General features: G+C 62.4%; 26 protein-coding genes. 7 read left to right on the top strand and 19 right to left on the bottom strand.

Going from position 1 to position 26,668, the window contains the following annotated elements:
* Window positions 1–2 precede the first annotated feature (2 nt).
* From F2P47_RS04640 to F2P47_RS04575, 14 genes are all read right to left on the bottom strand, one after another.
* On the bottom strand, window positions 3–1,379 hold the full coding sequence (locus tag F2P47_RS04640; RefSeq protein ID WP_281349273.1) for an aminotransferase: 1,377 nt from the start codon (window positions 1,377–1,379) through the stop codon (window positions 3–5).
* A 125-nt stretch (window positions 1,380–1,504) separates the two neighbouring features.
* Window positions 1,505–2,470, bottom strand: a complete 966-nt coding sequence (locus tag F2P47_RS04635; RefSeq protein WP_152214999.1) for an AraC-like ligand-binding domain-containing protein — start codon at window positions 2,468–2,470, stop codon at window positions 1,505–1,507.
* A 24-nt stretch (window positions 2,471–2,494) separates the two neighbouring features.
* The gene (locus F2P47_RS04630; protein WP_152214998.1) at window positions 2,495–3,472 is read right to left on the bottom strand and encodes a substrate-binding domain-containing protein; all 978 of its coding nucleotides are present in this window, start codon (window positions 3,470–3,472) and stop codon (window positions 2,495–2,497) included.
* A gap of 18 nt (window positions 3,473–3,490) precedes the next feature.
* Window positions 3,491–4,510 carry a hypothetical protein gene (locus tag F2P47_RS04625; RefSeq protein ID WP_152214997.1) on the bottom strand — a complete coding sequence of 340 codons (1,020 nt, stop codon included), beginning with the start codon at window positions 4,508–4,510 and terminating at the stop codon, window positions 3,491–3,493.
* Window positions 4,511–4,883: 373 nt separating this feature from the next.
* Window positions 4,884–5,912 (bottom strand): CobW family GTP-binding protein, encoded by a 1,029-nt coding sequence (locus F2P47_RS04620; RefSeq protein WP_152214996.1) that lies wholly within the window; start codon window positions 5,910–5,912, stop codon window positions 4,884–4,886.
* Window positions 5,909–6,133, bottom strand: a complete 225-nt coding sequence (locus tag F2P47_RS04615) for a hypothetical protein (RefSeq protein ID WP_152214995.1) — start codon at window positions 6,131–6,133, stop codon at window positions 5,909–5,911. Before F2P47_RS04615 ends, F2P47_RS04620 begins: the two co-directional genes overlap by 4 nt.
* Before the next feature lie 83 nt (window positions 6,134–6,216).
* Entirely contained in the window at window positions 6,217–7,113 is an 897-nt protein-coding gene (locus tag F2P47_RS04610) for a polysaccharide deacetylase family protein (protein WP_152214994.1), read from the bottom strand.
* Entirely contained in the window at window positions 7,110–8,126 is a 1,017-nt protein-coding gene (locus tag F2P47_RS04605) for an asparaginase (RefSeq protein ID WP_152214993.1), read from the bottom strand. Before F2P47_RS04605 ends, F2P47_RS04610 begins: the two co-directional genes overlap by 4 nt.
* Before the next feature lie 3 nt (window positions 8,127–8,129).
* Window positions 8,130–8,855: a maleate cis-trans isomerase family protein gene (locus tag F2P47_RS04600; protein ID WP_152214992.1), complete on the bottom strand. Its 726-nt coding sequence runs from the start codon at window positions 8,853–8,855 to the stop codon at window positions 8,130–8,132.
* Window positions 8,855–9,367, bottom strand: coding sequence for a flavin reductase family protein (locus F2P47_RS04595; RefSeq protein WP_152214991.1), 513 nt, complete (start codon window positions 9,365–9,367; stop codon window positions 8,855–8,857). Before F2P47_RS04595 ends, F2P47_RS04600 begins: the two co-directional genes overlap by 1 nt.
* Window positions 9,364–10,872 (bottom strand): amidohydrolase family protein, encoded by a 1,509-nt coding sequence (locus tag F2P47_RS04590; RefSeq protein WP_152214990.1) that lies wholly within the window; start codon window positions 10,870–10,872, stop codon window positions 9,364–9,366. The genes F2P47_RS04595 and F2P47_RS04590 overlap by 4 nt, the downstream gene beginning before the upstream one ends.
* Window positions 10,869–11,789, bottom strand: a complete 921-nt coding sequence (locus F2P47_RS04585; protein WP_152214989.1) for a polysaccharide deacetylase family protein — start codon at window positions 11,787–11,789, stop codon at window positions 10,869–10,871. The genes F2P47_RS04590 and F2P47_RS04585 overlap by 4 nt, the downstream gene beginning before the upstream one ends.
* On the bottom strand, window positions 11,786–12,982 hold the full coding sequence (locus tag F2P47_RS04580) for an amidase (protein ID WP_152214988.1): 1,197 nt from the start codon (window positions 12,980–12,982) through the stop codon (window positions 11,786–11,788). The genes F2P47_RS04585 and F2P47_RS04580 overlap by 4 nt, the downstream gene beginning before the upstream one ends.
* 6 nt (window positions 12,983–12,988) lie before the next feature.
* Complete coding sequence (locus F2P47_RS04575) at window positions 12,989–14,470, bottom strand: 4-hydroxyphenylacetate 3-hydroxylase family protein (protein WP_152214987.1); 1,482 nt, start codon at window positions 14,468–14,470, stop codon at window positions 12,989–12,991.
* A gap of 296 nt (window positions 14,471–14,766) precedes the next feature.
* Here F2P47_RS04575 and F2P47_RS04570 point away from each other — a divergent pair, with 296 nt between their 5' ends.
* Together F2P47_RS04570 and F2P47_RS04565 are read left to right on the top strand one after the other, a co-directional pair.
* Window positions 14,767–15,105: an ArsR/SmtB family transcription factor gene (locus F2P47_RS04570; protein ID WP_152214986.1), complete on the top strand. Its 339-nt coding sequence runs from the start codon at window positions 14,767–14,769 to the stop codon at window positions 15,103–15,105.
* On the top strand, window positions 15,105–15,422 hold the full coding sequence (locus F2P47_RS04565; RefSeq protein ID WP_152214985.1) for a rhodanese-like domain-containing protein: 318 nt from the start codon (window positions 15,105–15,107) through the stop codon (window positions 15,420–15,422). The genes F2P47_RS04570 and F2P47_RS04565 overlap by 1 nt, the downstream gene beginning before the upstream one ends.
* Window positions 15,423–15,443: 21 nt before the next feature.
* On the opposite strand, the gene rffA is transcribed toward F2P47_RS04565, so the two are convergent.
* Together rffA and F2P47_RS04555 are read right to left on the bottom strand one after the other, a co-directional pair.
* On the bottom strand, window positions 15,444–16,568 hold the full coding sequence (gene rffA, locus F2P47_RS04560) for a dTDP-4-amino-4,6-dideoxygalactose transaminase (protein WP_152214984.1): 1,125 nt from the start codon (window positions 16,566–16,568) through the stop codon (window positions 15,444–15,446).
* Between the two features lie 106 nt (window positions 16,569–16,674).
* A complete protein-coding gene (locus tag F2P47_RS04555) occupies window positions 16,675–17,313 on the bottom strand; it encodes a D-glycero-alpha-D-manno-heptose-1,7-bisphosphate 7-phosphatase (RefSeq protein WP_152214983.1) in 639 nt (212 codons plus the stop codon).
* A gap of 328 nt (window positions 17,314–17,641) precedes the next feature.
* On the opposite strand from F2P47_RS04555, the gene F2P47_RS04550 reads away from it, so the two are divergent.
* The 5 genes from F2P47_RS04550 to F2P47_RS04530 all read left to right on the top strand — a co-directional run bounded on the left by F2P47_RS04550 (window position 17,642) and on the right by F2P47_RS04530 (window position 23,109).
* Window positions 17,642–18,871, top strand: a complete 1,230-nt coding sequence (locus F2P47_RS04550) for a BtaA family protein (protein ID WP_185680947.1) — start codon at window positions 17,642–17,644, stop codon at window positions 18,869–18,871.
* A 9-nt stretch (window positions 18,872–18,880) separates the two neighbouring features.
* Complete coding sequence (locus F2P47_RS04545) at window positions 18,881–19,540, top strand: class I SAM-dependent methyltransferase (protein WP_152214982.1); 660 nt, start codon at window positions 18,881–18,883, stop codon at window positions 19,538–19,540.
* Window positions 19,541–19,767: 227 nt separating this feature from the next.
* Complete coding sequence (locus F2P47_RS04540; RefSeq protein ID WP_152214981.1) at window positions 19,768–21,249, top strand: L,D-transpeptidase family protein; 1,482 nt, start codon at window positions 19,768–19,770, stop codon at window positions 21,247–21,249.
* 109 nt (window positions 21,250–21,358) lie between these two features.
* A complete protein-coding gene (gene mepK, locus F2P47_RS04535; protein WP_152214980.1) occupies window positions 21,359–21,913 on the top strand; it encodes a peptidoglycan L,D-endopeptidase MepK in 555 nt (184 codons plus the stop codon).
* A gap of 170 nt (window positions 21,914–22,083) precedes the next feature.
* Window positions 22,084–23,109: a hypothetical protein gene (locus tag F2P47_RS04530; RefSeq protein WP_152214979.1), complete on the top strand. Its 1,026-nt coding sequence runs from the start codon at window positions 22,084–22,086 to the stop codon at window positions 23,107–23,109.
* Window positions 23,110–23,121: 12 nt separating this feature from the next.
* On the opposite strand, the gene F2P47_RS04525 is transcribed toward F2P47_RS04530, so the two are convergent.
* The 3 genes from F2P47_RS04525 to F2P47_RS04515 all read right to left on the bottom strand — a co-directional run bounded on the left by F2P47_RS04525 (window position 23,122) and on the right by F2P47_RS04515 (window position 26,591).
* Window positions 23,122–24,348: an MFS transporter gene (locus F2P47_RS04525; protein ID WP_204886510.1), complete on the bottom strand. Its 1,227-nt coding sequence runs from the start codon at window positions 24,346–24,348 to the stop codon at window positions 23,122–23,124.
* Between the two features lie 59 nt (window positions 24,349–24,407).
* Window positions 24,408–25,610 (bottom strand): acyl-CoA dehydrogenase, encoded by a 1,203-nt coding sequence (locus tag F2P47_RS04520; RefSeq protein ID WP_152214977.1) that lies wholly within the window; start codon window positions 25,608–25,610, stop codon window positions 24,408–24,410.
* An 84-nt stretch (window positions 25,611–25,694) separates the two neighbouring features.
* Window positions 25,695–26,591 carry a LysR family transcriptional regulator gene (locus F2P47_RS04515; protein ID WP_152214976.1) on the bottom strand — a complete coding sequence of 299 codons (897 nt, stop codon included), beginning with the start codon at window positions 26,589–26,591 and terminating at the stop codon, window positions 25,695–25,697.
* Window positions 26,592–26,668: the final 77 nt, after the last annotated feature.

The following is a 26,668-nucleotide window of genomic DNA, read 5'->3' as shown; positions in this document are numbered from 1 at the left end:
ACTTACATCACGTCATATTTAACTGCGGTGGCATCGAGCGCTTCGCGCGCGATGCCGAACATCGTGTCGATTTCAGGCCTGGTGATGACGAGCGGCGGCATGAGGCTCATCGTGTCGCCATTGGCGCGGAAGGCGAGGCCGCGCTTTAGGGCTTCGGTGCTGCAGGCCTCGCCGATCTTCGCCTCATAGGGGAAGGATTCGCGCGTCTTCTTGTTCTGCACGATCTCAAGGCCGCCCATGAGGCCGACCGAGCGCACATCACCGATCAGCGGGTGGTCGACGAATGTTTCGAGCTTCGAGCGGAAATAGGGGACGAGCTCGGCGGCTGCCGTTTCGACGATGCGTTCCTCTTCGAGGATGCGGATGTTCTCAAGCGCAACAGCGCAGCAGGCGGGATGACCCGAATAGGTGAAGCCATGCGCCCATTCACCGCCTTTCTCGATCAGCATGTCGGCCACGCGGTCCGACATGGCGCAGGCGGAAAGCGGCAGATAGCCCGAAGTGATGCCCTTGCCGAGCTGCATGAGGTCCGGCGTGATGCCGTAATGATCGGCGCCGAACCATTGGCCGGTGCGGCCGAAGCCGCATACGACTTCATCGGCGACGAGAAGCACATCGTATTTCTTGCAAATGCGCTGGATCTCCGGCCAATAGGTCATGGGCGGACAGATCGCGCCGCCTGCGCTTTGCGCAGGCTCGGCGAAGAAAGCGGCAACCTTGTCGGCGCCGACCTCCAGAATCTTTTCTTCAAGCCAGCCCGCAGCGACGATGCCGAATTCGTCGGCATTCATCTCAGGTCCGTGCCTGTACTGATAGGGCGTCTTGATGTGGACGATGCCAGGAAGCGGAATATCGCCGCCCGCTGTGTACATTGGCGGAATGCCGGAAAGACTTGCCGCCATATGCGTGCTGCCGTGATAGGCGAGTTCGCGGGCGATGACGACGCGGCGTTGCGGCTGGCCCGCGAGATCCCAGTAGCGGCGGATGGTGCGCATGGCGGTCTCGTTCGCTTCCGAGCCTGACGACTGGAAGAAGACATGGTTCAGTCCCTCCGGCAGCATGCTCGCAAGCTTCTCGGCAAGCGTGACGGCAGCGCGGTGCGTGGTCTTGAAAAAGGACTGGCAAAAGGAGAGTTCGAGCATCTGCTCGGCGGCCGCGTTGACAAGCTCCTTGCGGCCATAGCCGATATTGACACAGCCAAGACCCGACAAGCCGTCGATGATGCGCTTGCCGTCCGTATCCCAGACATAAACGCCTTCACCCCGCGTTGCCACGCGCGAGCCGGTTTGGCGGAGTCCTGCATGATCGGTGAAGGGATGGAGGTAATGCGCCCGGTCGAGCACCTGCCAGGCCTGTGTTTCCATGCTTTTGTAGGTCAAGATGTCACTCGCATACAGCGCGGCGGGACTGCCGCTCTGGCGGCCATTGAGCCTTCATTCGTAACGGGATGCCAGCTTGCCACCTGGTCTGGCGAGGCACGAAAACATGACCGACCGTGCGTCATTCAGTGAGAGAGCCCGTTGCGGTAGTCGCGGGGCGAGACACCAAATTGCCGCCGGAAGCTCCGGCTGAAATGCGAGAAGTCCTTGAAGCCGCAGCTCAGCGCGATGGTGTTGATCGGCCAGCCGCGCTTCAGCGGATCGGCGAGGTCTCGTCTGATCCGGTCGAGCCGGTGTGTCTGAATCCAGCGCGCGACCTGCTGCTCCTCGGCCTCGAAGAGGTCATAGAGGTGGCGGAGTGAAATATGGTGAGCCTCTGCGATGGCGCGGGGCGTGAGGTCGGGCTGGTCCAGCCTGTCGAGAATGTAGGCTTTGATCCGGTCGAGCTGCGATATGCGGTTGACCGTGGAGGCAGGTTCGATATTTGCGCCCAGCAGAGCCGTCGCAAGAAGATCGAGCGTGTGCTGTTCGAGGCGCGAGGCGATAAAGCCCGGAATACCTTCCGGCGCGTCGCAGAGCGCGGCGGCAAAGTCGTAGAAGAAGCGGCCGGGAATGCCGTCAGTGGGGATATGCCGGGAGATCAGCGCGTCGATATTCGGCACGCGGTCGCGCAGCGCCTCGCGCGGCACCTTCAGCGAGAGTTGCCGATATGGTCCGTCGAAGCGCATCTGATAGGGACGGCGGCTGTCATAGAGAATGACGGAGCGTGGGCCGGAAGCGACCTCGCGCCCGTCCTGGGTAAAGGCACTTGCCCCGTCTATCTGGACGTTGATTTCATACCAGCGGTCGTCGTCGCGGGTGATGTCGCGTTCGCTCCTCGTTACGTCGAGACTCGTCGAGACGATGTTGGCCAGCGTCACCTCGCCGAATTTGAGCCATGAGACGCGGCCATAAAAGCCTTCATGGCTCGACCGGCTGAGGCGCGTGGGCGGAAAGAGCCGGTTGGTCGCCGCGTGCCAGTAGTCGAGACGATCGCGTGGAGGAACGGCCTCGGTGCAGAGGTTCTGCCAGCTACCTGTCGCCTGGGCCATGCCGCTCTCTCCGCTGTTCCATCTTCAGGTTGAAAGAATATCCGCGCCGTCGAAGATGCTTTCCGGCGTGAAAGGAGTGGTGATGAGCCCGTCTTCCAGCATGTAGCGGATGAAGACGTCGAGCATCGCCCGGTTCTTTGCAAAGCCGACCGGCCAGTAATCCTTGCCAAGCTTCTCTTCGGTCTGGAGCAGCGCTTCGAGTTGCCAGGGCAGCATGGTGGAAAGGGCCGCGGAATCGAAAAGCTTCGAGCGGGCAACTTCCTGCGCGGCTGCGAAGGCGTTGAAGAGTTTGCGCGGCAGAGTCGGGGCGGCCTCGACCAGCGGGCGCTTGATCGCGAGGATGTGCATGGGCGGGAAGATGCTCGTCTTCTCGAAATAGCCGAGTTCCGCCTCCATCGGATTTTCGAAGAGACGGCCGACATTCGCCGACGGCCAGGTGCTCGGGGCGCGCGCCGTATAGAGCGCGTCGATCTCACCGCTTTCGAGAAGCGCCGCGAGGCTAGCATCGGTACGATGCTCGATCTTGAACTGCTCCGGGTAAAATTGCGGATGCTCGTCGCCCGAGCGCGGGGCATCGAGGCCGCCGCTCACATAGATGGGTGATGTGCGCGGGAGTCCGAAATGCTCCTCGAAAATTCCGCGCAGCCAGACGGCCGCCGCCATGTCGAAAACCATCATGCCGATACGCTTGCCCGCGAGATCGGCAGGCGTCCTGATGCCTTTCGTCTTGTTGATGAAGACGCAGGAGAGGCGGAAATGCCGTGAGGGGAATAGCGGTACGGCCACATAGGGGCGTTCCGGCGTCTCCAGCGTGCGCAGATAGGTTGCGATGGGGAACTCGCAGGCGTCGAAAGTATGGTCTTTCAACTGCCTGTTGAAGAGCGCCTGCACGCCCATCAGCGAGATTTCCGCATCGATGCCATCGAGCGGGACTTCGCCATTCGCCAGCGGCCTTGTCCTGTCGCTGTCGCTGACGCCGATCTTCAGCTTCTTTGATGCCATTTTTTCGCTTCTCTTCGCTTACGCCGTGGGACGCAGGCGCGCCATCAGATCGTCGAGGAGTTCGGGCAGCGCAAGCGGCGTCGCATTGGCGCCGCCGCGCGCATAGACGCCATAGGCATGGGTGAGGTCGGTGCCGAGCCGGTCGGCGAGCCGCTCCACGGCTTCCTTGCATTGCTCGGGCGTCGGCAGGCAGGTGATCTTCTGGCCCTCAGGCAGATGGTCATTCGCGCCGATGAGTTCGAGGCGCGTCGTTCCAACCTTGCGGGATGCCGCGACATTGTTCGCCGAGCGTTCGCTGCGGCCGATGACGAAGCTGCGGTGGGTAAGGCCGGGCGCAACCCAGGAAACGATGTCGTCGTAATTGTGTCCGATGCGCGCGACGACGGTGGCGACAGCCTCCGCCATGGCGTTGTGCATCACCACATAGGCGCGGCGTTCCTCGTCGCCCCATTTCCAGCGGTTCGCGGAGACGGCAGTCGCGGTCGAATCTGTGCGCCAGGGTGAGACGGCATTGCCGCGCTTTTCAAAGAGGCCCGGATCGTCATAGGCGGTCGCGGGCGAGGGCTGGCCGCGATACTCGACGATGTGTTCGTAAGGCACGACGCCCATGGGTTCGGAAATCACCATGCGGTGAATGAGCAAGCCTTCGTCGTCAATCAGCGGCGAAAGATTGAGCACTTCCTGCGAGAAGGAAGGTTCGAGCCGAGCCTGTAATTCCTGCGGTAGATATTGGCGCGATGTGGGGCGGAATCCGGAGTCGATCAGCCGCTGGTTGATAGCCTTGTGCTCCGAGGAGAAGGGGTAAGGCTTGGTCTTGGTGCAAGGCATGAAAAGCAGCACACGACGCTTTGCCTTGGGAAACTTGGGCTCATATTCCTTCCGCACAAAATCGATCCATGCAGCAATGCGCGGATGCGCGAGCGAGTCGACATTGTCCTGCGGGCTATAGAGGCAGAGCGTTGGATCGAGCTGGAAGGGGCTTTCGATTTTCTGCGAGGATTCGAGGAAGCGCTGGTCGCGGTCGATGATGGTAACCATGAGTACTCTCGGAACGATTGAGCTTCAGGCCTCGGCCCGAAACGCATTCAGGAAAACGATGTTGCGACGATGGCCGCCGATGCCGTCGCCTGCGCGCCAGGGGCAGATTTGACGCTTTGGCTCGGGGCGGTTTCGCTTCGCCATTTTGTCGCGACGCATGCTTGACTGGACATTCGGCGAGTTTCCCAAACGCTTACTCATCTGCCCCAGGGACCAGCCGGTATCCGACGCAATTACGCTGCATGTGTCGCGCATTTATGGAGGTCGGCCCGATCCGGTTTTCCGGTCACTCGGAGCAGTATCTACCTAGCAATGCTTGTACCAGTTCAGCGGCGGCGCGATCCCGGCATCGCGCCAAGGGGGTGGCGAAAAACTAGGCAATCACCGCATTGATTTGGGGCAAATGATCCTCTGTGGAGCGGTTTTTGCGTTCAGCATGTGCGAGGAAGGTTTCAAACGAGCGGCGGATAAGGGCCGGATCGATCTCCCGCGCGATGACGACGATTTCGGCTCCGCCGTTCGCCGCTGGTTGGGCCACATGTTCGGGCATGTGGACGATGTGGCGCACGGACTGGATGACCACGGGACCATGTTGTTCTTCGCCCGCGATCGTCATGATGCCTTTCATCCTGAGAATATTGGGGCCGTGCCGGTGCAAGAGCAACGAGAGCCAGCTTGCGAAGACGGCCCAGTCGACCGGCGAAGGCCAGCGAAGCACAGTTGAGGCAATGTGGTGATGGTGTGTGTGAACCGCTGACGCAACCGGCGCTTTCCTATGGCGTGGTTGTAGCGCGTGCAGGTCGAAGGGGTCTGTGTTGTCGTGCGGGCTGCATTCACGCAACGCTGCGATCGGGTTGATTGCCCCTACCACGGCGCAGGCCAATTCGACCGCGCCTTCGTCCGCCATGTCCGCTTTGGTGAAGAGGACGATGTCGGCGGCGACGATCTGCGCGACGGCCTCCTGCTGTTCGGCCAGAGTCGTCGGCGCATGGCAGAGATCGACCAGCGTGACGACACGGCCGAGCCTAAGGCGCGGGCGCAACATCGGATCAGAAACGAGCGTGGCGAGGAGCGACGCGGGATCGGCGATGCCGGACGTCTCGATCAGAATGCGCGTGAAAGGGCGAACCTTGCCGCCTGCGCGATTTTCCAGAAGTTGCAGCAGGGACGCGCGGAGATCGCCATCGGTCGCGCAGCAGAGACAGCCATCGGCGAAGGTTCCGGCCTTGAGGCCGGACAGCCCCATCAGGCTTTGGTCGACGGGAGGGGCGGCATATTCGTTGACCAGCACGGCCACGCCGGAAAGAGCGCCGGCTTCGGCAAGTCGCCGCACCAGCGATGTCTTTCCTGCACCGAGAAAGCCCGTCAGAACATCGACGATGACAGGGGCGTCGCCTGTCATTCTTTCGCCTGTGCTTCGAGGCCGTCGAAAAATGCGTCGTCGAGCGGGTCCGGCATGGCGCGACCGAGCCGATCGACGGCGCGCCAGATGCTGGCCAGATCAGTCGCCAGTTCGCGCTTGCCCGTCGGGCCCGTCAATTGAAAGCGGTCGCGCCATGCCGTCAGGCGGACGCCGGCGGGTGCGGCAAGTTCACCCGCCATGTGTGCGATGCGTATACGCACCGCGCCCTGTCGCGCCGCCGTGAGCGGGCCGGCACTCCAGTGCCTGTGTTCGCTGAAGGATCCGCAGAAGCCGCACATCAGCGTCAGGGCCTCGGACCTTGTGTGCCGCGCGGAAAACGCACAAGGAAATCCCGGGCGATTTCTTCGAAGGTCACGAAACACACGCCGGGATGGCTTGCCATATGGCTGAAGAAGCGCTCATGCATGGAGAGCACTTGCGGGCGGCCCGAGACGTCCGGGTGGATCGTGATGGTGAAGGCCGCATAATCATATTCGCGATAGACCCAATCGAACTGGTCGCGCCAAAGCTCCTCGATATCGCGCGGATTGACGAAACCGTGGCTGTTGGGCGAGGCCTTCATGAACATCATGGGCGGCAGATCGTCGATGTACCAGGAAGCAGGAATTTCGACGAGGTCTGTTTCCGTGCCCCGGTTCATCGGCTTCATCCACGTCTCGGCCGGCTTGCCGTAGTCGATCTTCGACCAGCTTTCGCCCTTGCGCGCGTAATAGGGAAAGAAGTCGTTATGCATCAGACTGTGGTCGTAGAGGATGCCGCGTTCGAGCAGCAGTTCGATCGTGCCCGCGCTGAATTCCCACCACGGCGCGACATAACCGACGGGCGGGCGGCCCTGCAACTTCGTGATGAGCTCGATGGATTTGTCGATGACGGCGGCTTCCTGATCTGGCGTCATCATCAGCGGATTTTCATGCGAATAGCCATGCATGCCGATTTCATGACCAGCATTGGCGACCGCTTTCATCTCGTCGGGAAACGTCTCGATGGAATGGCCGGGGGCGAACCATGTCGTCTCGATGCCGAAGCGGTCGAACATGCGCAGCAGGCGAGGAATGCCGACCTCGCCTGCAAAGACGCCGCGCGAGATGTCGCAGGGACTGTCCTCGCCGCCATAGGAGCCAAGCCAACCCGCGACCGCATCGACGTCGATGCCGTAAGCAACCAGAATTTCCTTCGTCACCAGACTTTCTCCTCGATGCATGAATTGGCGATGGAGTGAACGAGAGCGGCGATGTTTCCAATTGTGGATTGGCCGAGGATCAGCGCGAGCAGAAGCCGCGCCTTGGGACCGTTGAGATCACCTGCAAAAATAGCGCCTGCCCTTTCAAGATCCGCGCCGCCTCCCTGTCCGTAGATCGGCTCGACGCGGCCTTCCGGCGAGCGTGAGGTGACGAGAACGGGGACGCCGCGCGCACTGAGCTGTGAGATGAGGGCGACGATGTTCGGCGTTGCGTTGCCGCGCCCCGTTGCCGCCAGCACGATGCCGCGCGCGCCCGCCTCGGCGCAGAGCTTCAGAATCCTGTCATCCCCGCCGAGTGTCAGCGTGACGAGATCGACGGGTCCGGCGAGTCTTGCCTCGCAAAAACGTGCGAAGGGAGTGGGCCGCTGCGTGATACGAACGACACTGCGATCCACGGTGCCTATCGGTCCGCTGGCGGCGGTGAAGGCGTGCCGACGCGAGCTGTGCCTCTTGGTGGCGTCGCGGGCGGTGAGTATATCGCCGTCGAAGACGACCAGAACGCCGAGACCGGATGCCGCGCCTGTACCCGCAACGCGGATCGCATCAGCGAGGTTGCGCGGCCCGTCACGGTCCGGTTCGTCTGCTGAGGCTTGTGCGCCGGTGAAGACGACTGGCTTGCCCGGCTCAAGCAGAAGGCCGGCCAGAAAGGCGGTTTCCTCCAGCGTGTCCGTTCCATGCGTGACGACGACACCCGCTATGTCGTCTCGAGACCGCGTCTCCTCTATCGCCTCCACGATGGTGAGCGCATCGTCGAAGGAGAGCGCGTAGCTGTTGCGCGTGAGGATGCTGCGGCCTTCGACAGGCGGAAGGCAGGCGGTGGGTAGTCCCGCGAGAAGGACGTTTGCGTCCAGCGCCGCATGTACGGAGCCGCTCGACTGATCGTAGGTCGAGGCGATTGTGCCGCCCGTGGTGAGTATGGCGACCTTACCGGCGAATGAGGCGGCCTCTTCCATGCGTCAGTTTCCGGCGAGAATTTGGCCCCAGCCGGGGATGGCGAGGTCGACGCCTGTCATCAGGCAGGCTTCGCGAAAAGTGATGGCGATCGAGTCGACAATGGGTATGCCGAGTTCGGTTTCCATCTCTTCAACGAGTTCGGTCGCATTGAAATTCGTGCAGACGACGGCGATGCAATCGGGCTTGCTTTGCGCGGCCGCGCGCAGAAGTCTCCTGATCGGTTCGGGGTCGGTCGCACCGATCTCGATATTCTCTCGGGCGCCGAGGCTCGCCGCGCCGACAACCTCGAAGCCCTGTCGCGCATATTCGACGCCGATCTGCCCCGTGATATCCGACGTGTAGGGAACAGCGAGCGCGATGCGGCGCCAGCTGTTCTCACGAAAGGTTTTGCAGAAGGCAATGGTCGTGGTCGAAGCGGCGATGCCTGTTTCGCGGGTGATCGCTTCGCAAAGCGCGACGTCGTTCTCGAGGCCGCGCCAGCTTGCCGAGGAGCCGTTCCAGAGGATCGCATTGAGCGGCGCGTCGGCGAGAAGGCGCGCGGCGGCAAGCATTGGCTCCAGCTGGAATTGCGCCTCCGAGGACCCGCTGAGAGCCAGATGCGTCACCGTCATGCGCGAAAAGTGATGCGTCATGCGATGCTTCAGCGGCTCGTTCATCGCATAGGTGAGCGGTTCGAGGGCTGTGTTGGAAGAGGGCGTGATGTGGCCGATGCGGATGGTTTTGCTCATTAGGCGACGCCTGAAACATTGAGGTCGGGGAGGCCGGGTGAAAAGCGGCCCTGATAGAAGACGAGGGGCGAGCCCTCGCGCGACGTGAGGTCGATGACTTCGCCGACGAAGATGCGGTGATCGCCTGCGTCATAGATGTGGCGCGTGCGGCATTCGAGATGGGCGAGCGCATCGGTGAGGAGGGGAAGGCCAAGCGTCGACGGCGCGAGTTCGTGACCATCGAAGACATCTTCGGCGCCCTTGGCGAAATGCTGTGCAAGAGGCATTTGTTCGGCGGAAAGAATGTTGATGGCGAAATGGCCCGCTTCTTCAAAAACAGGACGAGATCGCGATGTCTCCCGCAGGCTCCAGAGAACGAGCGGCGGTTCGAGGGAGACGGACGCGAAGGAGTTGATCGTCATGCCGACTTGCGCCTCACCGAGGCGGGCCGTGACCACGGCAACGCCGGTCGCGAAGAGAGAACAGGCCCGGCGGAAATCCTGAACACCGATTGTGGTGGACATGACAGTCATTGGCTTTTCTCACGCGGGTTTACAAAACGCTCGACACCGAGGGGTTCTTCGGACGCCTTCTCGGCGAAAGCGACGACATGCGGCTCCAGCCTTGCTGCCAGTGGCCGCGCATCGGCGAGCTTCGCGGAGAGCTTGAGGACGGCTTCGCGTACACGCTCGCGTAGGCCGGATGTATCGATGGCGGTGAAGCGGCCACCGGAAAAGACCATGCGGCCATTCGCCATGACGTCGCTGATCGATGCAGTGTCTGCTGCTGTCACGATCTGGTTGACAGGATCGGTGAGTGGGATGAAATCGAGGTGATCGAGATCGAAGAAAACAAGATCGGCGGCCGCGCCGAGTTCCATTCGGCCCGTGTTTGCAAAGCCGGTGATGCCCGCGCTGCCTTGCGTCGCAAGTCTCAACGTCTCTGTTGCATTGAGCCAGTTTTCGCGGGGGCCGGAAAATCCACGCGATGCATAGGAAGCAAGCCGCATTGCCTGAAGCATGCTGAGCGCATCGGAAGAGTTTGCACCATCGGTCGCGAGGCCGACATTGATGCCTCGGTCGAGCATGGCGCGCACATGCGCCATGCCGGAGCCGAGGCGGAGGTTACTCGCGGGGATATGCGCGACGGAGCATTGATGCTTGGCAAGGAGGTCGAGGTCGCTTCCGTCGAGCCATACGCCGTGAGCGGCAACGAAGCCGGGGCGCAGGATGCCGCGGTCAGCCAGATAGCGCACGGGCGAGACACCCCAGAGTTTCCGCGCCGTGGTTGCTTGAAGCCGGGATTCCGCAATATGCATGTGAATCGGCAGGTCATGCCGTTCGGCAAGATCGATGCAGCGCGCGAGAAAATCTTCCGAGCAGTGATGCGGGATCGTCGGCGCGATGGCGAGTTCGATCCCTTCCGGCAACTCGTCGCGACCCTCAGCTATGTCCTCAATGGCTGCAATCGTGGCATCTGCGCTACCGAGATCGAACTGGCTGACGGTCTTGCGGAGATCTTCCGGCAGGGAATCGAGCAGGCCAGGGATGGCGGTGAAGAGCGTCTTGTCAGCGACCATCGGCGCGAGCACCGCCTTCATGCCTGCGTCGGCATAGGCGCGTGCGACGGCGGCGAAGCCCGCTTTCGTCGGCAGCGGAAATTCATAAACGAGATCGAAGCAGGAGGTGCAGCCCTTGGACAGCATGTCGAGAGCGCCGAGCAGGGCGGAGAGATAGATCGTCTCCGTGTCGCGCGCGCCTGCGAGCCAGGGGCCATTGGTCAGCGAGGCTTCGAGCGTCCAGCGATCGGCCACGCCTTTGACGAGATTGGAATGTCCGTGCGTATGCGCATTGACGAAGGCGGGCAGGATCAAGCGGTTCGAGGCGTCATGAATTTTCGCGCCCGGCGCCGCAATGCTTCCCGGCGCGGCGACGGCAACGATGCGAGCGCCTTCGACCAGAAGATCGCGAGGCTCCACAAGGGCCGATGCCGGGTCGGCAACCAGACCGCCGCGGATGAGGAGTTGCGCCGCGCTCATGATGTCACCGGAGGATGCTCTGCGATCCAGTGCCGCGCGAGGTCGGAGCGTCCGGCGATCCAGACATCATCATGCTGCGCGACAAGATCGAGAAAGCGGCTGATGCCTTCGAGGCGCGCGGGCTGGCCGGAGATACGGGAATGAAGGCTCACCGTCATCAGGCGCGGGCTGCGGGCGCTTTCGGCGTGGAGGACGCGGAAGGCGCTGGCGAGGTGCTCATAGAACTCCGATGCCGTCGCGAGCTTTGCGGTGGCGAGCCTGTTGTCGTTATTCGTGAATGTGTGCGGCACGATGAGGTGGAGCTTGCCTGCGACATCAACCCAGTAGGGAAGATCGTCGGCATAGGAGTCCGCGTCGTAGAGAAATCCGCCATGCTCGACGAGAAGCGCGCGTGTTCGCTCGCTCGGCGAGTAGCGGCTCTGCCAGCCGAGCGGCGCGCGGCCAAGCGTTTGTTGGAGGCCTTTTACGGCGGCGGCGATGGCGTTGCGTTCCGCGTCTTCGCTCATGTTGAACTGGCGCAGGAAACGGTCGCCATGGCAGCAGAGGTCGAACTTTCCTTCACGGATTGCGCTTGCGATTTCCGGATTGCGCAATAGGGCTTGCGTACAGACGTTCATGGTCAGCGGCACACCGCGCTCGACGAAGAGGTCGTGGAGCCGCCAGAAGCCGACGCGGGAACCATATTCGAAGAGCGTTTCGGCCACGAAGTCGCGTGTGCCAGCGGGCACCTCGCCGAAAATCCCATCGGTCAGCGCGATTTCGGTTGCGGCGTCGCCATCGGGCAGGGAGGGCTCGGCCCCCTCCTCAACATTGAGCACGATGACGAGCGCCATGCGCGCCCCGCCTGGCCAGCGGGCATCTGGCCTGTTGCGGCCATAGCCCACGAAGTCGCGCTGTCCGTTGGGCAAAATCTTCATGCGGCGCCGTCCAGTGCACCGAGGTTCTCGGCAAAAGCGAGAAGCCGCTCTTCTCCGCGCGGACCTGCGATGAGCGAAAGTCCGATGGGGCAGCCATCGAATGTCGTCGCCAGGATGTTGATCTGCGGCAACCGGGTCAGGCTCGCAATGCAGGTGAGCGCCAGCGTCTTTTCGCGGAACTCGACCTGTGCGGAGACGGGCGCGTCGCGAAGCGGCGGCAGGTCATGCGCGGTCGGGATGATGATGAAGCCGTCATCGCCGAGAAGGTCGATGAGCCGCGTGGTCAGCGCCTCGCGCTTGAGGACGGCTGCGGCGACGGCCTCCGGCTTGATGGTCGATGAAAGCTCGATGCGTTCGGCAACTGCCTGGCTCAGGTTCCGCCCCGGCGCTGTGCCCCATTGGCCGAGAGTCGACCAGAGATCATGGAGCTGGAGCGGGCGGAACGTGTCGAGCCAATAATCGACGCCTTCCTCGAAGAGGGTGATTTCGCGCGTCGCTCCAAGCGCATTCGCGAAAGGAAGAAGCGCGGCGCCGATGCTGCGCGAGGGAATGTCGAACGTGTCCCGGGCGAGGAGCAAGCGAGGCGCGGAGTATTTGCCGACGGGGCCCAGATAGACCTCGCTCACGCGGCGGAGCATGGCGGCGTCCCGCGCGAGCCAGCCCACCGTGTCGAAGCTCGGCGCCATCGCCATGACGCCTGCGACCGATACGCGGCCGAATGTCGTGCGAAGACCATAAAGGCCGCAGAAGCTCGCCGGCACACGGATCGAGCCGCCGGTATCGGAACCGAGCGCGAAGTCGCAGAAGCCTGCGGCGACGGCTGAAGCCGAGCCGCTGGACGAGCCGCCGGGCACACGGTCGGGGGCTTTCGGGTTGATGGGGATGCCGAAATGCGGGTTCATGCCGAACATGCCGCAGGCGACTTCATCCGTATGCGTCTTGCCGATGAGGCGTGCGCCAGCTGCGAGCGCTACGACGACGGACGGAGCCGTCGCGACAGCGGGAGCGCTGTCCCGCAGCCTGTCCGGATTGCCGCAGGCGGTCTTGTAGCCCGCGACGTCGAAGAGATCCTTCACCGCGAAATCGAGACCGGCAAGCGCGCCGGTCTCCGAAATCTGAAGGGAGGCAGGCCCATGCTCGGCAAAGGCGAGCCGCCGGATTTCATCCGACGAGACTGTCACTGATCCGTGCATCGACGCTCACTCCGCTGCGGAGCGCGAAGATCCAGCGGAGGGCAGATCGTAGGAATTCATGAACTCGTCCACGAATCCCTTGACTCCGTCCCAGTCGAAGAAGCGGAAGGAGTTTCCGCGCGTGACGAAAGTCGGGCCGGAATAGAACATCTCGTATTGCAGATGCCGCGAACCGAATTCCGAGCCGACGGCATCCCAAGCGAGCTTCATCAGCTTCACGCGGCCTTCCGACGTGGTGCTGACCGAGCGCTGCGTCTTCTGGATGATAGCGTTGGTTTCCGGCGTATCGAAATCGGCATAGGAAGACGGCACCATGATGAGGCCCCCGCCGGCGAGCGTGCGGATCGCCTCCACGACTTCCGGGTAGGTGTTTTGGGCGATCACCTGCGCCGTGCAGAGAATGCTGCGGTTCGGCACGTAATAGCCGTGGTAATTTTCGCCAGAGGCTTCCATCGCGATGACGAGCGCCTCGATATTGTTGACCTTGGCCGCCAGCAGGCCGAGCGTCTCGCGCACCTGCGGATAATTGATGATGTTGTTGATTTCCGCGATCTTGCGGGCGAGGCCCAGCAGGAATTGCAGCTTCACCATCAGGCGGATCATGCACTGATAGTTCTGGAAGACATGCGTGCGCGTGTCATGCCACTGCGCCTGCGCCATCTTCATGTCCTTGTAGACGAAGACGCGGTCCCACGGAATCTTCACATCGTCGAAATAGATGACGGCGTCGTTCTCGTCAAACTGGGCGGAGAGCGGGTAGTCGAATGTGGAGGTCGCATTCTGCTCATAACTGCGGCGCGACATCAGCGTCAGGCCCTTTGCGCCGATGGGTACGGCTGCCGTAAAGGCATAGGCCTCATCGCCCGCCTGCAGGGCCTGGAATCCGGAAACCAGAACCTCGTTCGCCATGATGCCGCTGGTTGCAAGCATCTTCGCGCCACGAATGGTGATGCCGGTCGAGTCTTCGTCCACTACTGAGGCGACGAGATGAGGATCGGGCTGACCACTGGCGGATTTCGCCTTGTCGGACTGCGGATTGATGATGACGTAGGAGAGGTAGAGGTCGTTGTCGCGGGCATATTCGTAATAGCTCTCGACCGCGCGGGCGCGCGCCGGATTGTTCTCGTGGAAGACATGCAGGCCCATGCGGAAGCCCGCCATGGTCGAGGCGACGTGGTCCGGTGAGCGACCGACCATGCCGCAGGTCATGCGCGACCATTTGACGAGTGCTTCGCGCCGCTCGACCAGCTCACGGTGGTTGCGGGGCAGCTGCCAGGCGCGGCTCACCTGATCGCCAGTCTTGGGCGAGGTGAAGGTCATCGCATCGATGTTCTGGGGAGCCGCCTGGAAATCGTAGAAATTGCCGGCCGTGGCGACGGCATGAGCGAAAGCGGGATCGGTCGTCACATCCGCGACGCGGCGCCCATCGATGAAGATGGTCCGCCCGTCCTTAAGGCTGTCAATGTGGCGCTTGCTGTCTTTTACCATGGCGGGTCCGCTTTCTGAGCTGGAGACCGACGCCAGGCTTCATGCCCTTTGCAAATCGGAGGAAAGGCCGTTTGAAAGATAAAGGGTATGTCCGAATAACTCGGAATGACGCATCTCCCATTTTCGGGTCCGATGCTGCATTGCAACAAGACTAGCGTTGGCGGCTGGCGGGCGTCAAGCACTCCGCGCGGATTTCGCGTGAAAATGTAAGGTCGCTTGAAAATATATCAACTAATGCTAATATAAGATTTTGTTGAAACACGTCGTCGGCGGGCGGCGACGGGACTAGTTTGAGCATGGCCATGGCGGCGGATATCAGGGATCTGGAGGCGAGCGCCGCCGAGGCGACGAAGCTCCTCGGTGCGCTCGCCAATGAGCGACGGCTGTTGATCCTTTGCCAGATCGCGGACCGTGAAATCTCGGTCGGCGATCTGCAGGAACTCGTCGGTATCAGCCAGTCGGCGCTCTCCCAGCATCTTGCTCTGCTGCGTGAGCTGGGGCTGGTGGCCACGCGGCGCGAAGCGCAGACGATCTATTACAAGCTTGCGAGCCCGGCGGCGCAGCGCGTCATCGAAACGCTGGCCGATATTTATTGCCCGCCCGCAAAGGCGCGAGCCATGAAGAGGAAAATCTGATGTCGCTGAAACCGGTTGACGCAGCCACCGTCAAGTCGTGGCTCGATGCGGGCGATGCCGTGCTTGTCGATATTCGCGAGCGCAATGAGCATGCCGCCGAGCATATCGCCGGCGCTCATCTCGTGCCCCTGTCGGAACTCGGCGAGCACGACCTGAAGTCGCTCGGCAAGCAGCAAGTCGTCTTTCACTGCAAGGGCGGCATGCGCACGACCACGAATGCGGGCAAGCTTGCCGCAGCCTGCGAGGGCGAGCTTTTCGAACTAACCGGCGGCATCGAGGGCTGGAAGCGAGCGGGCCTGCCGGTCAAGCAAGGCTGACCTTTCGCCGGTCTTTCAGGCTCAAAGCTTTTTCAGAACATCCGCGACCTGGGCGATGACGTCCGGCTCCATATGGGCGAAAAGCGGCATGCGGAGAAGGCCGTCGCCCGCGTGTTCTGCGACCTTCATGTCGCTGCCCGTGCGGCCGAAGCGCTTGCCCGCGGGCGAATTGTGTAGCGGAGCGAAATGAGCTGAAGCCGTGAGCCCTTCGGCGACCAGAAGGTCGCGGGCCTTGGCGCGGAGGTCGCCGCTCTCGAAAACCAGCCAATAGATATGGCCGTTGTGGCGGCAGGCATTGGGCACCACGGCGCGCCGGGCGAGGCCCCGCGCTTCGAGCGGCGCCAGCGCGGCATGATAGGTCTCCCACAGCGCGACGCGACGCTCATTGATAGCATCGGCCTGTTCGAGCTGGGCAAGCAGCAGAGCGGCGACGATCTCGCTCGGCAGGAAGGATGAGCCGAGGTCGACCCACGTGTATTTGTCGATCTCGCCGCGGAAGAACTGGGCGCGGTTCGTACCCTTTTCGCGCACGATTTCGGCGCGTAAGCGGTAAGCGGGATCGTTCACCAGCAGCGCGCCGCCTTCACCGGCGATGACGTTCTTGCTGGCATGGAAGCTTAGCGCGGCAAGCGCGCCGAGCGTCCCCAGCGGCTTGCCCTTGTAGGTCGCGCCGTAACCTTGCGCAGCATCCTCGACCACGATGAGGTTGTGCTTCTGCGCGATGGCGAGAATGGTGTCCATCTCGCAGGAAATGCCTGCGTAATGCACCGGCATGATGGCGCGGGTCTTGGGCGTGATGGCCGCCTCGACAAGCGTCTCGTCGAGATTGAGCGTATCGGCGCGGATGTCGACGAAGACCGGAACGCCGCCGCGCAGAGCGATGGCGTTGGCCGAGCTCACGAAGGTATAGGTCGGGATGATGACCTCGTCGCCCGGCTGGATTTCGAGCAACAGGCCGATCATGTCGAGTGCGCCGGTGCCGGAATGGGTAAGCAGCGCCTTGTGGGTGCCCGTTTCCTCCTCGATCAGCGCGTGGCAGGCCTTGGTGAATTTGCCGTCGCCCGCAAGCTGCTTCGCCGAAAGAACTTCGTCCAGATACTGTCTCTCGCGGCCGGCGAGGGTTGGCTCGTAATAGGGAACGGTCATTTGTGTCTGCCAGGGCGGGGTGGGCCGGACGGGCGGCGGGAACAAACGTCCAGGCCCGAGTCGGCGCTCATTCAACAGGCCCGATGATGCTTATGCAAGGGGTGGCCTATGGTCGTTCCCAGGCCCCGGATTTGAGCAGCGCCAGCGCTTCGTGGAGGTCGGCGGCGGCGTGAACCGCGAAGCCGGGCCGCGCAAGTTTCAGCGCAGCGGCGCGTTCCTTTTCGCCATGTCCGGTGAGGACATGGATGGCATGGGTGAGCCCTGCATTGCGGGCCGCTTCGACGTCGCTCGCCTTGTCGCCGATCATGATGCTCGCGCCGAGGTCCAGGCCCAGCTTTTCGGCGGCGAGTTCGAGCATGGCCGGGCCGGGTTTGCGCCAGCGCGCATGCTCCTGCCCGAAGCCCTCCGTGTGGTCTTCATGGAAGGCGCAGGCGATGACGAGGTCGAGCGCCACATTGCGCGCCGCGAGCTGCCGCGCCACTTCCGCCTCTACCGCCTCATATTCCGCCCAGCTGAAGCGCCCGCGCGCGACGCCTGATTGATTGGTGATGGCGGCCACCGCGATGCCCCGCGCATGCGCCCAGCCGATCAGCTCTGCAATGCCCGTTTCCAGAGCCACGTCTTCAGGCCGCGAGAGGTAGTTAATCTCGCGCACGATGACGCCATCGCGGTCGAGAAAGAGGGCGGGGCCGCCATGCCGCGCGGGCGCGGGGTCGGAAATCCAGACGCCGTTCTCCAGAAGCATCAGCCTGCACGCCCGATCATTGTTCCACCTCGCTGTGAATAGCCATTAGATCATGGCTCCCGTGTTTCGTGAAAGGGTGGCGGCTCTGTTCATGAATTTGATGAAGCGCTCTGCTGTTCCCGTGGCCGTTGTCATCATTCCAGCAGTGTTTCCATCAATCTGTGCTCGCATTGTCACATTCGACACAAGAAGTTCATAAGCACTTCACGCAAGCCCTGTAGCTGCTGAAAAGCCGGCACGAGATTTTCGGGCATTCGATTCGCCGGCCTATAGCGCGAAAGCGAGGGACGACGTGACCGACCAGGCCGCTGCCATTGCCGAACCTCTGGTGGAAGAAGGCGCCCTCCTGCGCCCCAAGGAACGTTTGAACCGCGCCGTGCACCGGCACAGTGCGGCCTCGAAAGAGGGTGTTCTGGAGCGGCTTTTCACGCTGCTCTTCACCGGCCTTGTCTATCCGCAGATCTGGGAAGACCCGGTGATCGACCTCGAAGCGATGGAACTTCGCCCCGAGCATCACGTGGTGGCGATCGCATCGGGCGGCTGCAACGTCATGTCCTATCTCGCCGCGGGTCCCGCCCGCATCACGGCGGTGGACCTCAATCCGGCGCATGTGGCGCTCGGACGCCTGAAGCTTGCCGCCGCCGCGCATATGCCGAGCTATGAACACTTCTTCCGCTTCTTCGGCGAGGCGGACAGCCAGGCCAATCTCGAAGCCTATCAGCGTTTTCTGCGCGACCGGCTCGACGATGATACGTTCCACTATTGGGAGCGTCGGTCGATTTCTGGCCGCAAGCGCATCACGCTCTTCACGCGCAATTTCTATCGCTATGGCCTTCTCGGCTATTTCATCGGCTGGGCGCATCTCGCTGCGAAGCTTTATGGCGTCGATTTTCGTCCGTTGCTCGACGCCGGTTCGCTCGCCGGTCAGCGGGTCTTTTTCGATACGAAGCTCGCGCCTCTCTTCGACAGGAAATTCGTGCGTCGCGTCACCGACAATCCGGCTTCGCTCTACGGCCTCGGCATTCCGCCGTCGCAATATGAGAAGCTTGCCGGTGGGCGGCCGATGCATGAGGTGCTGCGCGAGCGCCTCGAACGGCTCGCCTGCGGCTTTCCCATCGCCGACAATTATTTCGCATGGCAGGCCTTTGCCCGCCACTATGCACCGGGCGACAATCCCTCTCTGCCGCCCTATCTTCAGCGCGAAAATTTCGCCGCATTGCAGGCTGGCGCCGGGCGCGTCGAGGTGATGAACCGCAACTTCACCGAATTCCTGCGCAGCGAGCCCGATGCAAGTGCCGACCGCTATGTCCTGCTCGATGCGCAGGATTGGATGACCGACGAACAGCTGAACGACATCTGGCGTGAAATGACGCGCACGGCGCGCCCCGGCGCGCGCGTTATCTTCCGCACGGCTGCCGAGCCGACCTTGCTGCCCGGTCGTGTTGTGCCCGAAATCCTCGACCGTTGGCATTACGAGGCCGAGCGTTCGCACGATTGGACTCAGCGTGACCGCTCTTCGATCTATGGCGGCTTCCATCTCTATACGTTCAAAGGCTGAGGGACGCACATGTCGATCGCCGACACCGGACATTCGCATTTGATGGACCGGGTCTACCGGAACCAGCGGCATATCTACGACCTCACCCGGCGCTATTACCTCCTCGGCCGCGACCGGCTCATTGCCGGTCTCGGCGCGCGGCCGGGCATGCGCGTTCTCGAAGTTGGCTGCGGCACGGGCCGCAACCTCATCTCCGCGCTGCGGCGCTTTCCGCAGGCCGAGTTCTACGGCATGGACATCTCGTCGGAGATGCTCGCGACCGCGCGCGCCGCGGCGTGCAAGGCGCGGCTCGAACAGCGGGTGAGCTTTGCGCAGGGCGATGCGACTGATTTCGATCCGGAGCGCGCGTTCGGCATCCGGAAATTCGAGCGTGTCTTCATGTCCTACACGGTGTCGATGATCCCGGAATGGCGTAGGGCCGTCGAGCAGGCGATGCGGAATGTCGCGCCGGGCGGCAGTCTTCACATCGTCGATTTCGGCCAGCAGGAGGGGCTGCCCCGCTTCTTCCGGGCGTTGCTTTTCGCCTGGCTCGGCTGGTTCCATGTCAGCCCGCGTGCAGATCTGCGCGAGGCGCTGGGTGAAATCGCCGCCGCACATGATGCAACGCTCGATTTTCAGTCACTTCATCGCGGCTATAGCTGGCTCGCTGTGCTGAAACGTCCCGCCTGATTTTTGCCCTGTTGATCTCCTTCAATGTAATCTGGTGCTGGTTGGTCTAGTCTTCGGTCGATTGTGAATGCGTATCGATAGGTTGAAGCAGGGTGTCGCCAGTGCAGCGTTATTCGTCTATCTCCCGGCTATCCGGTCTGGTTTTTCTGACAGTGGCCGGGTTTTTCCTTCCGGGCGGCGGTGCTCAGGCGGGGGAATGCGCCGCTTCGCTTGGAAGCATCGCCTCGTTGAGCGCAGGCCTGCGCACCGAAATTCGCACCGATGATCTGCAGCGGTTATATTCCGGCGCGCAGGGGCCTTGTCTGTGGTCTAGCCAGAACGCGGCTGCGCTCATAGCCACGTTGAGCAAGGCGGGCGAGCAGGGGCTCGATCCCGGGATCTTCCATCTCGGCGATATTGCGCGGCTCCATGGTTCACCTACGGACGCGGCTCTGCGAGATCTGCTTCTTTCCGACGACGCACTTCGCTATGCGCGGATCATGACGCGGGGACAGGTCGATCCCACGACTGTCGATTCCGATATCGATTTCGACATCTATCCCGGCGACGTGCTGCCCGGATTGAAGACGGCGCTCACCGACGGCGATGTTTCGACCTGGCTCGCAGGTCTCCCGCCGCAGCAGCCTCAATATGCGGCTCTTATCGGCCTGCTCGCGCATTACCGCGCGCTCGCCGCACAGGGCGGTTGGCACATGATCGACCCCCCCGAAACCTCTGTGAAGCCCGGCAAGTCGAGCCCGCTCGTCGCGACGCTGAGGCAGCGTCTCGCAGCGGAAGGCTATCTCGCGAATGCCGAAGGTAGCGATGTTTTGACAGGCGATGTGCTCGCGGCGCTGAAGCAATTTCAGGAACGTCATGGTCTCGACGATGACGGCGCGTTGGGCAAGAAGACCGCCGCCGCGCTCAATGTAAGCGCCGCCGCGCGCGCCGAGCAGATCGCGCTCAATCTCGAGCGGTGGCGGCAACTGTCGCGCGGCATCCCCCCGACGCGTATCGAGGTCAACACAGCATCGGCCACAGCGGCACTCATCGTGGACCAGAAGCCCGTGTTGCGCATGCGCACTGTTGTTGGCGCCAGGAAGACGCCGACGCCGCTGGTGCGTAGCGATATTCGCGCGGTGGTGGTCAATCCGCCATGGGTCGTGCCGGTGTCGATCGTGCGCAAGGAGATCATGCCGGCGCTGCGACGCAATCCGGATTATCTCGAAGCGCACAACATGGAGTGGAAGAACGGCCAGATCGTGCAGGCACCAGGGCCGAAGAATTCGCTGGGCCGGATCAAGTTCGAATTGCACAGCGCCTTCGACGTCTATCTGCACGACACGCCGGCGCGGAGTCTCTTCAATAAAGCCGATCGCGATGCGCGTGCCCGCAGCCATGGCTGCGTCCGTCTCGAAAAGCCGCTCGACCTCGCCGAGAAGCTCCTCAAGGCCAATGTGAACTGGCCACGCGAGCGCATCGAAGCGGCGATTGAAGAGGGCGCGACTCAGCGTGTGCAGATGGCGACCGACATTCCCGTGGTGATCGCCTACTGGACGGCCTTTGCCGACGAGGATGGAGCCGCGGAATTCCGCGAGGATATTTACGGCCGCGACGCGCGGCTCGCGGCGGCGCTGCCGCATGGCGGAGAAGCAGCGCCAGCGCCCGGAATGGGCCCGGTCAGCATGGCACCTGTGAGCGGAGCCAAGGTGGGGGCCTGCATGGCCTGAGGGTGATTGCAGTTGCGTCTCATGATCGCATGGCTGCAATGTCATTTGACGCCGGAGACCGTATTTTCTATACGGGATTGGCGGGGGTCCACAAACTTCGAGAGGTAGCGTGGCGTTGGATTTCACACGCAGAGGTTTTTTCGGTCTGGGCGCTGGTGCAGCGACCCTGGCGCTCACGAAACCGGCACTTGCCGCGGGCCCCTCACGTCGGGCCCTGAAATTCCATAATACGCATACGGGCGAAGTTTTTGGCGCGACCTATTGGGCGGACGGCGCCTACGTGCCTGAGGCGCTCACAGGGATCAAGAAGGTCCTGCGCGACCATCGCAACGGCGCCGAGCACGACATCGACACGCGGCTGCTCGATCTTCTGGTCGTGCTGCGAGGCAAGCTCGATACGAACTCCCATTTCGAAGTGATCTCCGGCTATCGGTCGCCCGAAAGCAACGCGAAGATGCACAAGGTGAGCGGCGGCGTCGCCAAGCACAGTCTCCACATGCAGGGAGAGGCGATCGACATTCGTGTGCCGGGTCGCGATCTCGCGGCGGTGCATAAGGCGGCGCTGGTGCTCAAGGGCGGCGGCGTCGGCTATTATCCGGCATCCGACTTCGTACATGTCGATTGCGGCCGTGTGCGCCATTGGCAGCAGGGCCGCGACGCCTGATTGCCGTTTCAAACGCTGTTACCACGGCTGACAGGTGGATTCTTGTCTTCGATAGGCTGTGCCTGAAAATGCCGAGCATCGTAAGCTGACTTGACGGCACCCGGGGGCGCCGAAGGGGAGTTTTGCGTCGGACGGTTTTGACCGTGCGGGCATCAAGGGGAAGACCGGAAATGGAAATCGAGCCGTCGCTTGCGGGCTACAAGGCCGTCGCCAGACTCTACAACGCATTGATGACCGGCCTTGTGCTGACGTTGGTATCGCGCAAGGGCGAGGACGCAGCGGCGCAATTCGTGTTCGGACATTTTCGCCGTCAACATCTTGAAAAGTTTTTGCCCGGATTGAAGAAGCTCGGGCTCGACCATCTTCCGGACGCTGTCGCTTGCGCCCAGTACCATTATTTTTCCAACGCGCTGGGCGGCGTGAAAACCGAATTCATGCCGGAGAATGATCGCAAGGCCTGGGTGCGCTATCCGCCGCCGCGGTGGATCTGGCAGGGCACCGCCATTTGCGGCGTCCCGGCCAAGGTCAACGAGGCCATGCTGCATGGCTGGCACGGGCACAACGGCGTTTCGCTCGGCAATCCATGTCTGGGCTTTGTCTGCACGGGCCAAACGGTCGAAGGCGCGCCGGGACTCGAGGGCTATTACTTCGACTATGGCCGCGAGATTTCGGAATCGGAGCGCGTCCGCTTTGCGCCCGATGAACATGCGCCCGATTTCGATGCGACCAAGGTGCCGAAGCTCGACAGCGCAAGTTGGCCCGATGAGCGCTTGAAGAGGGTAGAGCGGGCCTATGCGATGGAATATGTACGATCGCTGGTCCCGACCATGCTCGATCTCTTCGGCCCGGATGTGACGCGCATGGAACTTGGTCGCGCGGCGCGGCTCATCGGCTTGCAGTTCTATGACGAGACGGCGGCGCTTCTCGGCATCGAGCCGGGATCGGCGATGCAGTTCGCGGATTATCTCGGGCGGATCGCGGCGGCCCAAGGCGAGCATGTTGAAATCGCGAAAGAAGCTGGCGCCGTTGTGCTGCGCCAGCGCGGCTGGAAATTGATGGCGGGGCTTGAGCCGGGCAAAGCCGCCTTCCGGGCGTGGAACACGCTTTGGGAGGGAGCGCTTGCCGTTCACAATCGCCACCTTCGGCTTGATGCCGAATATGGCAACGACGGGATCATCTGGCGAATTACCCGCTGACGGGCCGCGCGGTCAGGCCTTCGCGGCAGCGTGCCGCGCAGCATCGGGATTTGGCAGGAAGCCAGCGATGAGTCCCAGTGCCGGAAGGAAGGCGCAGACCGCATAGACGAAGTCGATGCTCGTCATGTCGGCGAGCTCGCCGAGCACGGCAGCACCGATTCCGCCCATGCCGAAGGCGAAGCCGAAGAAGAGGCCTGCCACCGTACCGACCCGGCCCGGCATCAGCTCCTGCGCATAGACAATGATCGCGGGAAATGCCGAAGCGAGAACGACGCCGATAGGCACGCTGAGGAACGCCGTCCAGAAGAGATTGGCGTGGGGCAGGATCAGTGTGAATGGCAGTACGCCGAGGATCGACCCCCAGATCACATATTTGCGCCCGAAGCGGTCGCCGAGCGGGCCGCCGATGATCGTGCCGGCTGCAACCGCGCCGAGGAAGACGAAGAGCAGCACCTGCGCGTGCTCCACCGACACGTGGAACTTCTCGATCAGATAGAAGGTGTAGTAGCTGGTGAAGCTCGCAAGATAGAAATATTTCGAAAAGATCAGCAGCAAGAGGATGCCGATGGCCATGCGGATGCGCCGCGTCGGCAAGGCGTGAATGTTCGTCGTTCCTTGCGCGGGTCTCTTTACGATGGGCGCTGCGTGGCGCTTGTACCAGCCACCGACATTCCAGAGCAGCACAATGCCGAGCATGGCGGCGATGGAAAACCAGGCGACACTCGCCTGACCCTTCTGGATGACGATGAAGGCAGCGAGCAGCGGACCGATTGCCGAACCCGCATTGCCGCCCACCTGGAAAAGCGATTGCGCCAGCCCATGCCGCCCGCCGGACGCCATGCGCGCGACGCGCGAGGATTCGGGATGGAAGATCGACGAACCCGTGCCGACAAGCGCGGCGGCGGCAAGCAGCAGGAGGAAGGAGCTTGCGACCGAGAGAAGAAGCAGACCTGCGAGCGTGAAGCCCATGCCGATGGCGAGCGACCAGGGGCTTGAGCGCTTGTCGGTGTAGAGGCCGACGACAGGCTGCAACAGCGAGGCGGTCATCTGATAGGTGAGGGTGATGAGCCCCACCTGTCCGAAGTCGAGACCGTAATTCTCTTTCAGCATCGGATAGATCGCCGGCAACAGCGATTGCAGCATGTCGTTGATGAGATGACAGAGGCTGATTGCGGCGAGCACGACGAAGGCCGTGTCCTTGGCCGAAGAGGCGGGAGCATTCGCAACGTTGTCACTCACGATCGTCTCCCATGTATCGGCAAGCGGACCGGCCCATTGGATCCGGTCCGCATCGCCTGTCAGCTGAAAGCCTGTATCCCCGTGATCTCGCGGCCGAGGATCAACGCATGAACGTCATGCGTGCCTTCATAGGTATTCACTGCTTCGAGATTCATCGCGTGGCGGATGACGTGATATTCGTCCGAGACGCCATTGCCGCCATGCATGTCGCGCGCGACGCGGGCAATATCAAGGGCCTTGCCGCAATTGTTGCGCTTCATCAGCGAGATCGCGGCGGGCGCGGCCTTGCCTTCGTCGAAGAGGCGGCCGAGCTGCAGGCAGCCCTGAAGGCCGAGCGTGATCTCCGTTTGCATGTCGGCGAGCTTTTTCTGGATGAGCTGGTTCGCGGCGAGCGGGCGTCCAAACTGCTTGCGGTCAAGCGTATATTGCCGCGCCGCATGCCAGCAGAATTCCGCCGCGCCCATGGCGCCCCAGGCGATGCCATAGCGGGCGCGATTGAGGCAGCCGAAGGGGCCGGCAAGGCCGCGGACGTTGGGCAGCAGATTTTCGTCGGGCACAAAAACGTCCTGCAGAGAGATTTCGCCGGTGATGGAGGCGCGGAGCGAGAACTTGCCCTCGATCTTCGGCGTCGAGAAGCCCTTGAAGGCGCGTTCGACGACGAAGCCGCGGATGACGTCATCCTCCGTCTTCGCCCAGACGACGGCGAGATCGGCGATGGGTGCATTGGTGATCCACATCTTCGCGCCGTTGAGGATGTAGCCGCCATCGACCTTCTTCGCGCGGGTCTTCATCGACCCCGGATCGGAGCCATGGTCGGGCTCGGTCAGGCCGAAGCAGCCGACCCATTCGCCGGTGGCGAGCTTGGGCAGATATTTCTCGCGCTGGGCCTCCGAGCCATAGGCATAGATCGGGTGCATCACGAGCGAGGACTGAACGCTCATCGCCGAGCGGTAGCCGCTGTCGACGCGCTCAACTTCGCGGGCGGCGAGGCCATAGCAGACATAGGAGAGGCCGGCGCAACCATATTTCTCCGGCAGCGTCGGGCCGAGCAACCCTTGGGCGCCCATCTCGTTCATGATCTCGCGATGGAAGATCTCGTGGCGGTTGGCCTCTTTCACGCGGGTAAAGAGCTTTTCCTGCGCATAGGCGCGGGCGCTGTCGCGCACAAGGCGCTCTTCTTCGGTGAGCTGTTCGTCGAGGAGGAGCGGATCCTCCCAGTTGAAGGGCGGAAGCGGCGGATTGGTCTTCACGGCTTCTGACATCGGCTTGACCTCGCGGAAATAGGCGTTTGGCCGGTCATATAGCAGGGCACAGGGGGATGCGCGACTCCCCTTCCGCGCAAGGCATCAGCGATTTTCCGAGGCGATATAGGCGGCGACGTGCTCCGCCAGATGGTCGAACATCAGCCGCATACGGCGGCTGGTTCTGAGGTCCTCATGCATGGCGACCCAGACCTCCAGCTGGAAGCCGATGAGGCCGGGAAGGATGGGGACGAGCCCATCGCGTTTGGCCAGTGCGATCTGGCAGAAGCCAAGACCGAAGCCCGCTCGCTGGGCCGCATATTGTGCGACGTCGCTGTCGCAGCGAAAGGCGAAGAGGTCTCGGGAAATCGGTATGCCGAGACCCTCGAGGCGGCGGACGGAGGGCTCACGGTCGAAGCCGATGATCGGATGGGCTGTGATCTCCTCGACGCTCCTGGGTGCCCCGTGCTTCTCGACGTAGCTCGGATGGGCGTGCAGCCCGAGATGAATGGTGCCGATCTTCTTTGCCACGAGGGCGGCTTGCGTGGGCCTGACCATGCGGATGGCGATGTCGGCATCGCGGCGCAGCAGGTCTTCGGTGCGGTTCGACAACAGCAACTCGACCGCGATGCGCGGATGCTGCTCATGGAAGGCGGCGAGGATCGGGGGCAGAACTTCGGTGCCAATGATCTCGCTCGCGGTGATGCGGACCGTACCCCGGTCTTCCTCGGCCTCGCCGGAGGCTGCTCGTTGCAGGGCCTCGGCGGCGGCGGCCATGGCCTCCGCATGGGGCACGAGGGCCAGTGCTCCTTCGGTGGCGTTAAGGCCCGTCTGCGAACGCGTGAAGAGGGCGATACCCAGCGCCTGTTCCAGCGCGTCGATATGGCGACCGACGGTCGGCTGGGTGATGTCGAGCGCCCGGGCGGCGCCAGAAAGGCTTCCCTCCCGGACCACGGCGAGAAAGGAGCGGTAAAGCTCCCAGCCTGGCTGCGTGTTTGTCATTCAAAAACGTATATCAATCAGCCGATAATAGGCAATTCATATTCGTATTTGAATAGATCATCTTTTCGGGGTCAACA

This window comes from Parvibaculum sedimenti (genome assembly GCF_009184905.1).
Classification (GTDB): domain Bacteria; phylum Pseudomonadota; class Alphaproteobacteria; order Parvibaculales; family Parvibaculaceae; genus Parvibaculum; species Parvibaculum sedimenti.
This window is presented reverse-complemented; position numbering and strand designations above follow the sequence as displayed.

Coding starts and splice junctions, on each gene's coding strand:
- F2P47_RS04605 (WP_152214993.1), bottom strand. CDS start 8,126: ATGGAAGAGGCCGCCTCATTCGCCGGTAAGGTCGCCATACTCACCACG.
- F2P47_RS04585 (WP_152214989.1), bottom strand. CDS start 11,789: ATGAAGATTTTGCCCAACGGACAGCGCGACTTCGTGGGCTATGGCCGC.
- F2P47_RS04570 (WP_152214986.1), top strand. CDS start 14,767: ATGGCCATGGCGGCGGATATCAGGGATCTGGAGGCGAGCGCCGCCGAG.
- F2P47_RS04625 (WP_152214997.1), bottom strand. CDS start 4,510: ATGGTTACCATCATCGACCGCGACCAGCGCTTCCTCGAATCCTCGCAG.
- F2P47_RS04530 (WP_152214979.1), top strand. CDS start 22,084: ATGGAAATCGAGCCGTCGCTTGCGGGCTACAAGGCCGTCGCCAGACTC.
- F2P47_RS04600 (WP_152214992.1), bottom strand. CDS start 8,855: ATGAGCAAAACCATCCGCATCGGCCACATCACGCCCTCTTCCAACACA.
- F2P47_RS04555 (WP_152214983.1), bottom strand. CDS start 17,313: ATGCTTCTGGAGAACGGCGTCTGGATTTCCGACCCCGCGCCCGCGCGG.
- F2P47_RS04575 (WP_152214987.1), bottom strand. CDS start 14,470: ATGGTAAAAGACAGCAAGCGCCACATTGACAGCCTTAAGGACGGGCGG.
- F2P47_RS04590 (WP_152214990.1), bottom strand. CDS start 10,872: ATGAGCGCGGCGCAACTCCTCATCCGCGGCGGTCTGGTTGCCGACCCG.
- F2P47_RS04595 (WP_152214991.1), bottom strand. CDS start 9,367: ATGACTGTCATGTCCACCACAATCGGTGTTCAGGATTTCCGCCGGGCC.
- F2P47_RS04520 (WP_152214977.1), bottom strand. CDS start 25,610: ATGTCAGAAGCCGTGAAGACCAATCCGCCGCTTCCGCCCTTCAACTGG.
- F2P47_RS04635 (WP_152214999.1), bottom strand. CDS start 2,470: ATGGCCCAGGCGACAGGTAGCTGGCAGAACCTCTGCACCGAGGCCGTT.
- F2P47_RS04620 (WP_152214996.1), bottom strand. CDS start 5,912: ATGACAGGCGACGCCCCTGTCATCGTCGATGTTCTGACGGGCTTTCTC.
- F2P47_RS04580 (WP_152214988.1), bottom strand. CDS start 12,982: ATGCACGGATCAGTGACAGTCTCGTCGGATGAAATCCGGCGGCTCGCC.
- F2P47_RS04565 (WP_152214985.1), top strand. CDS start 15,105: ATGTCGCTGAAACCGGTTGACGCAGCCACCGTCAAGTCGTGGCTCGAT.
- F2P47_RS04545 (WP_152214982.1), top strand. CDS start 18,881: ATGTCGATCGCCGACACCGGACATTCGCATTTGATGGACCGGGTCTAC.
- rffA (WP_152214984.1), bottom strand. CDS start 16,568: ATGACCGTTCCCTATTACGAGCCAACCCTCGCCGGCCGCGAGAGACAG.
- F2P47_RS04515 (WP_152214976.1), bottom strand. CDS start 26,591: ATGACAAACACGCAGCCAGGCTGGGAGCTTTACCGCTCCTTTCTCGCC.
- F2P47_RS04630 (WP_152214998.1), bottom strand. CDS start 3,472: ATGGCATCAAAGAAGCTGAAGATCGGCGTCAGCGACAGCGACAGGACA.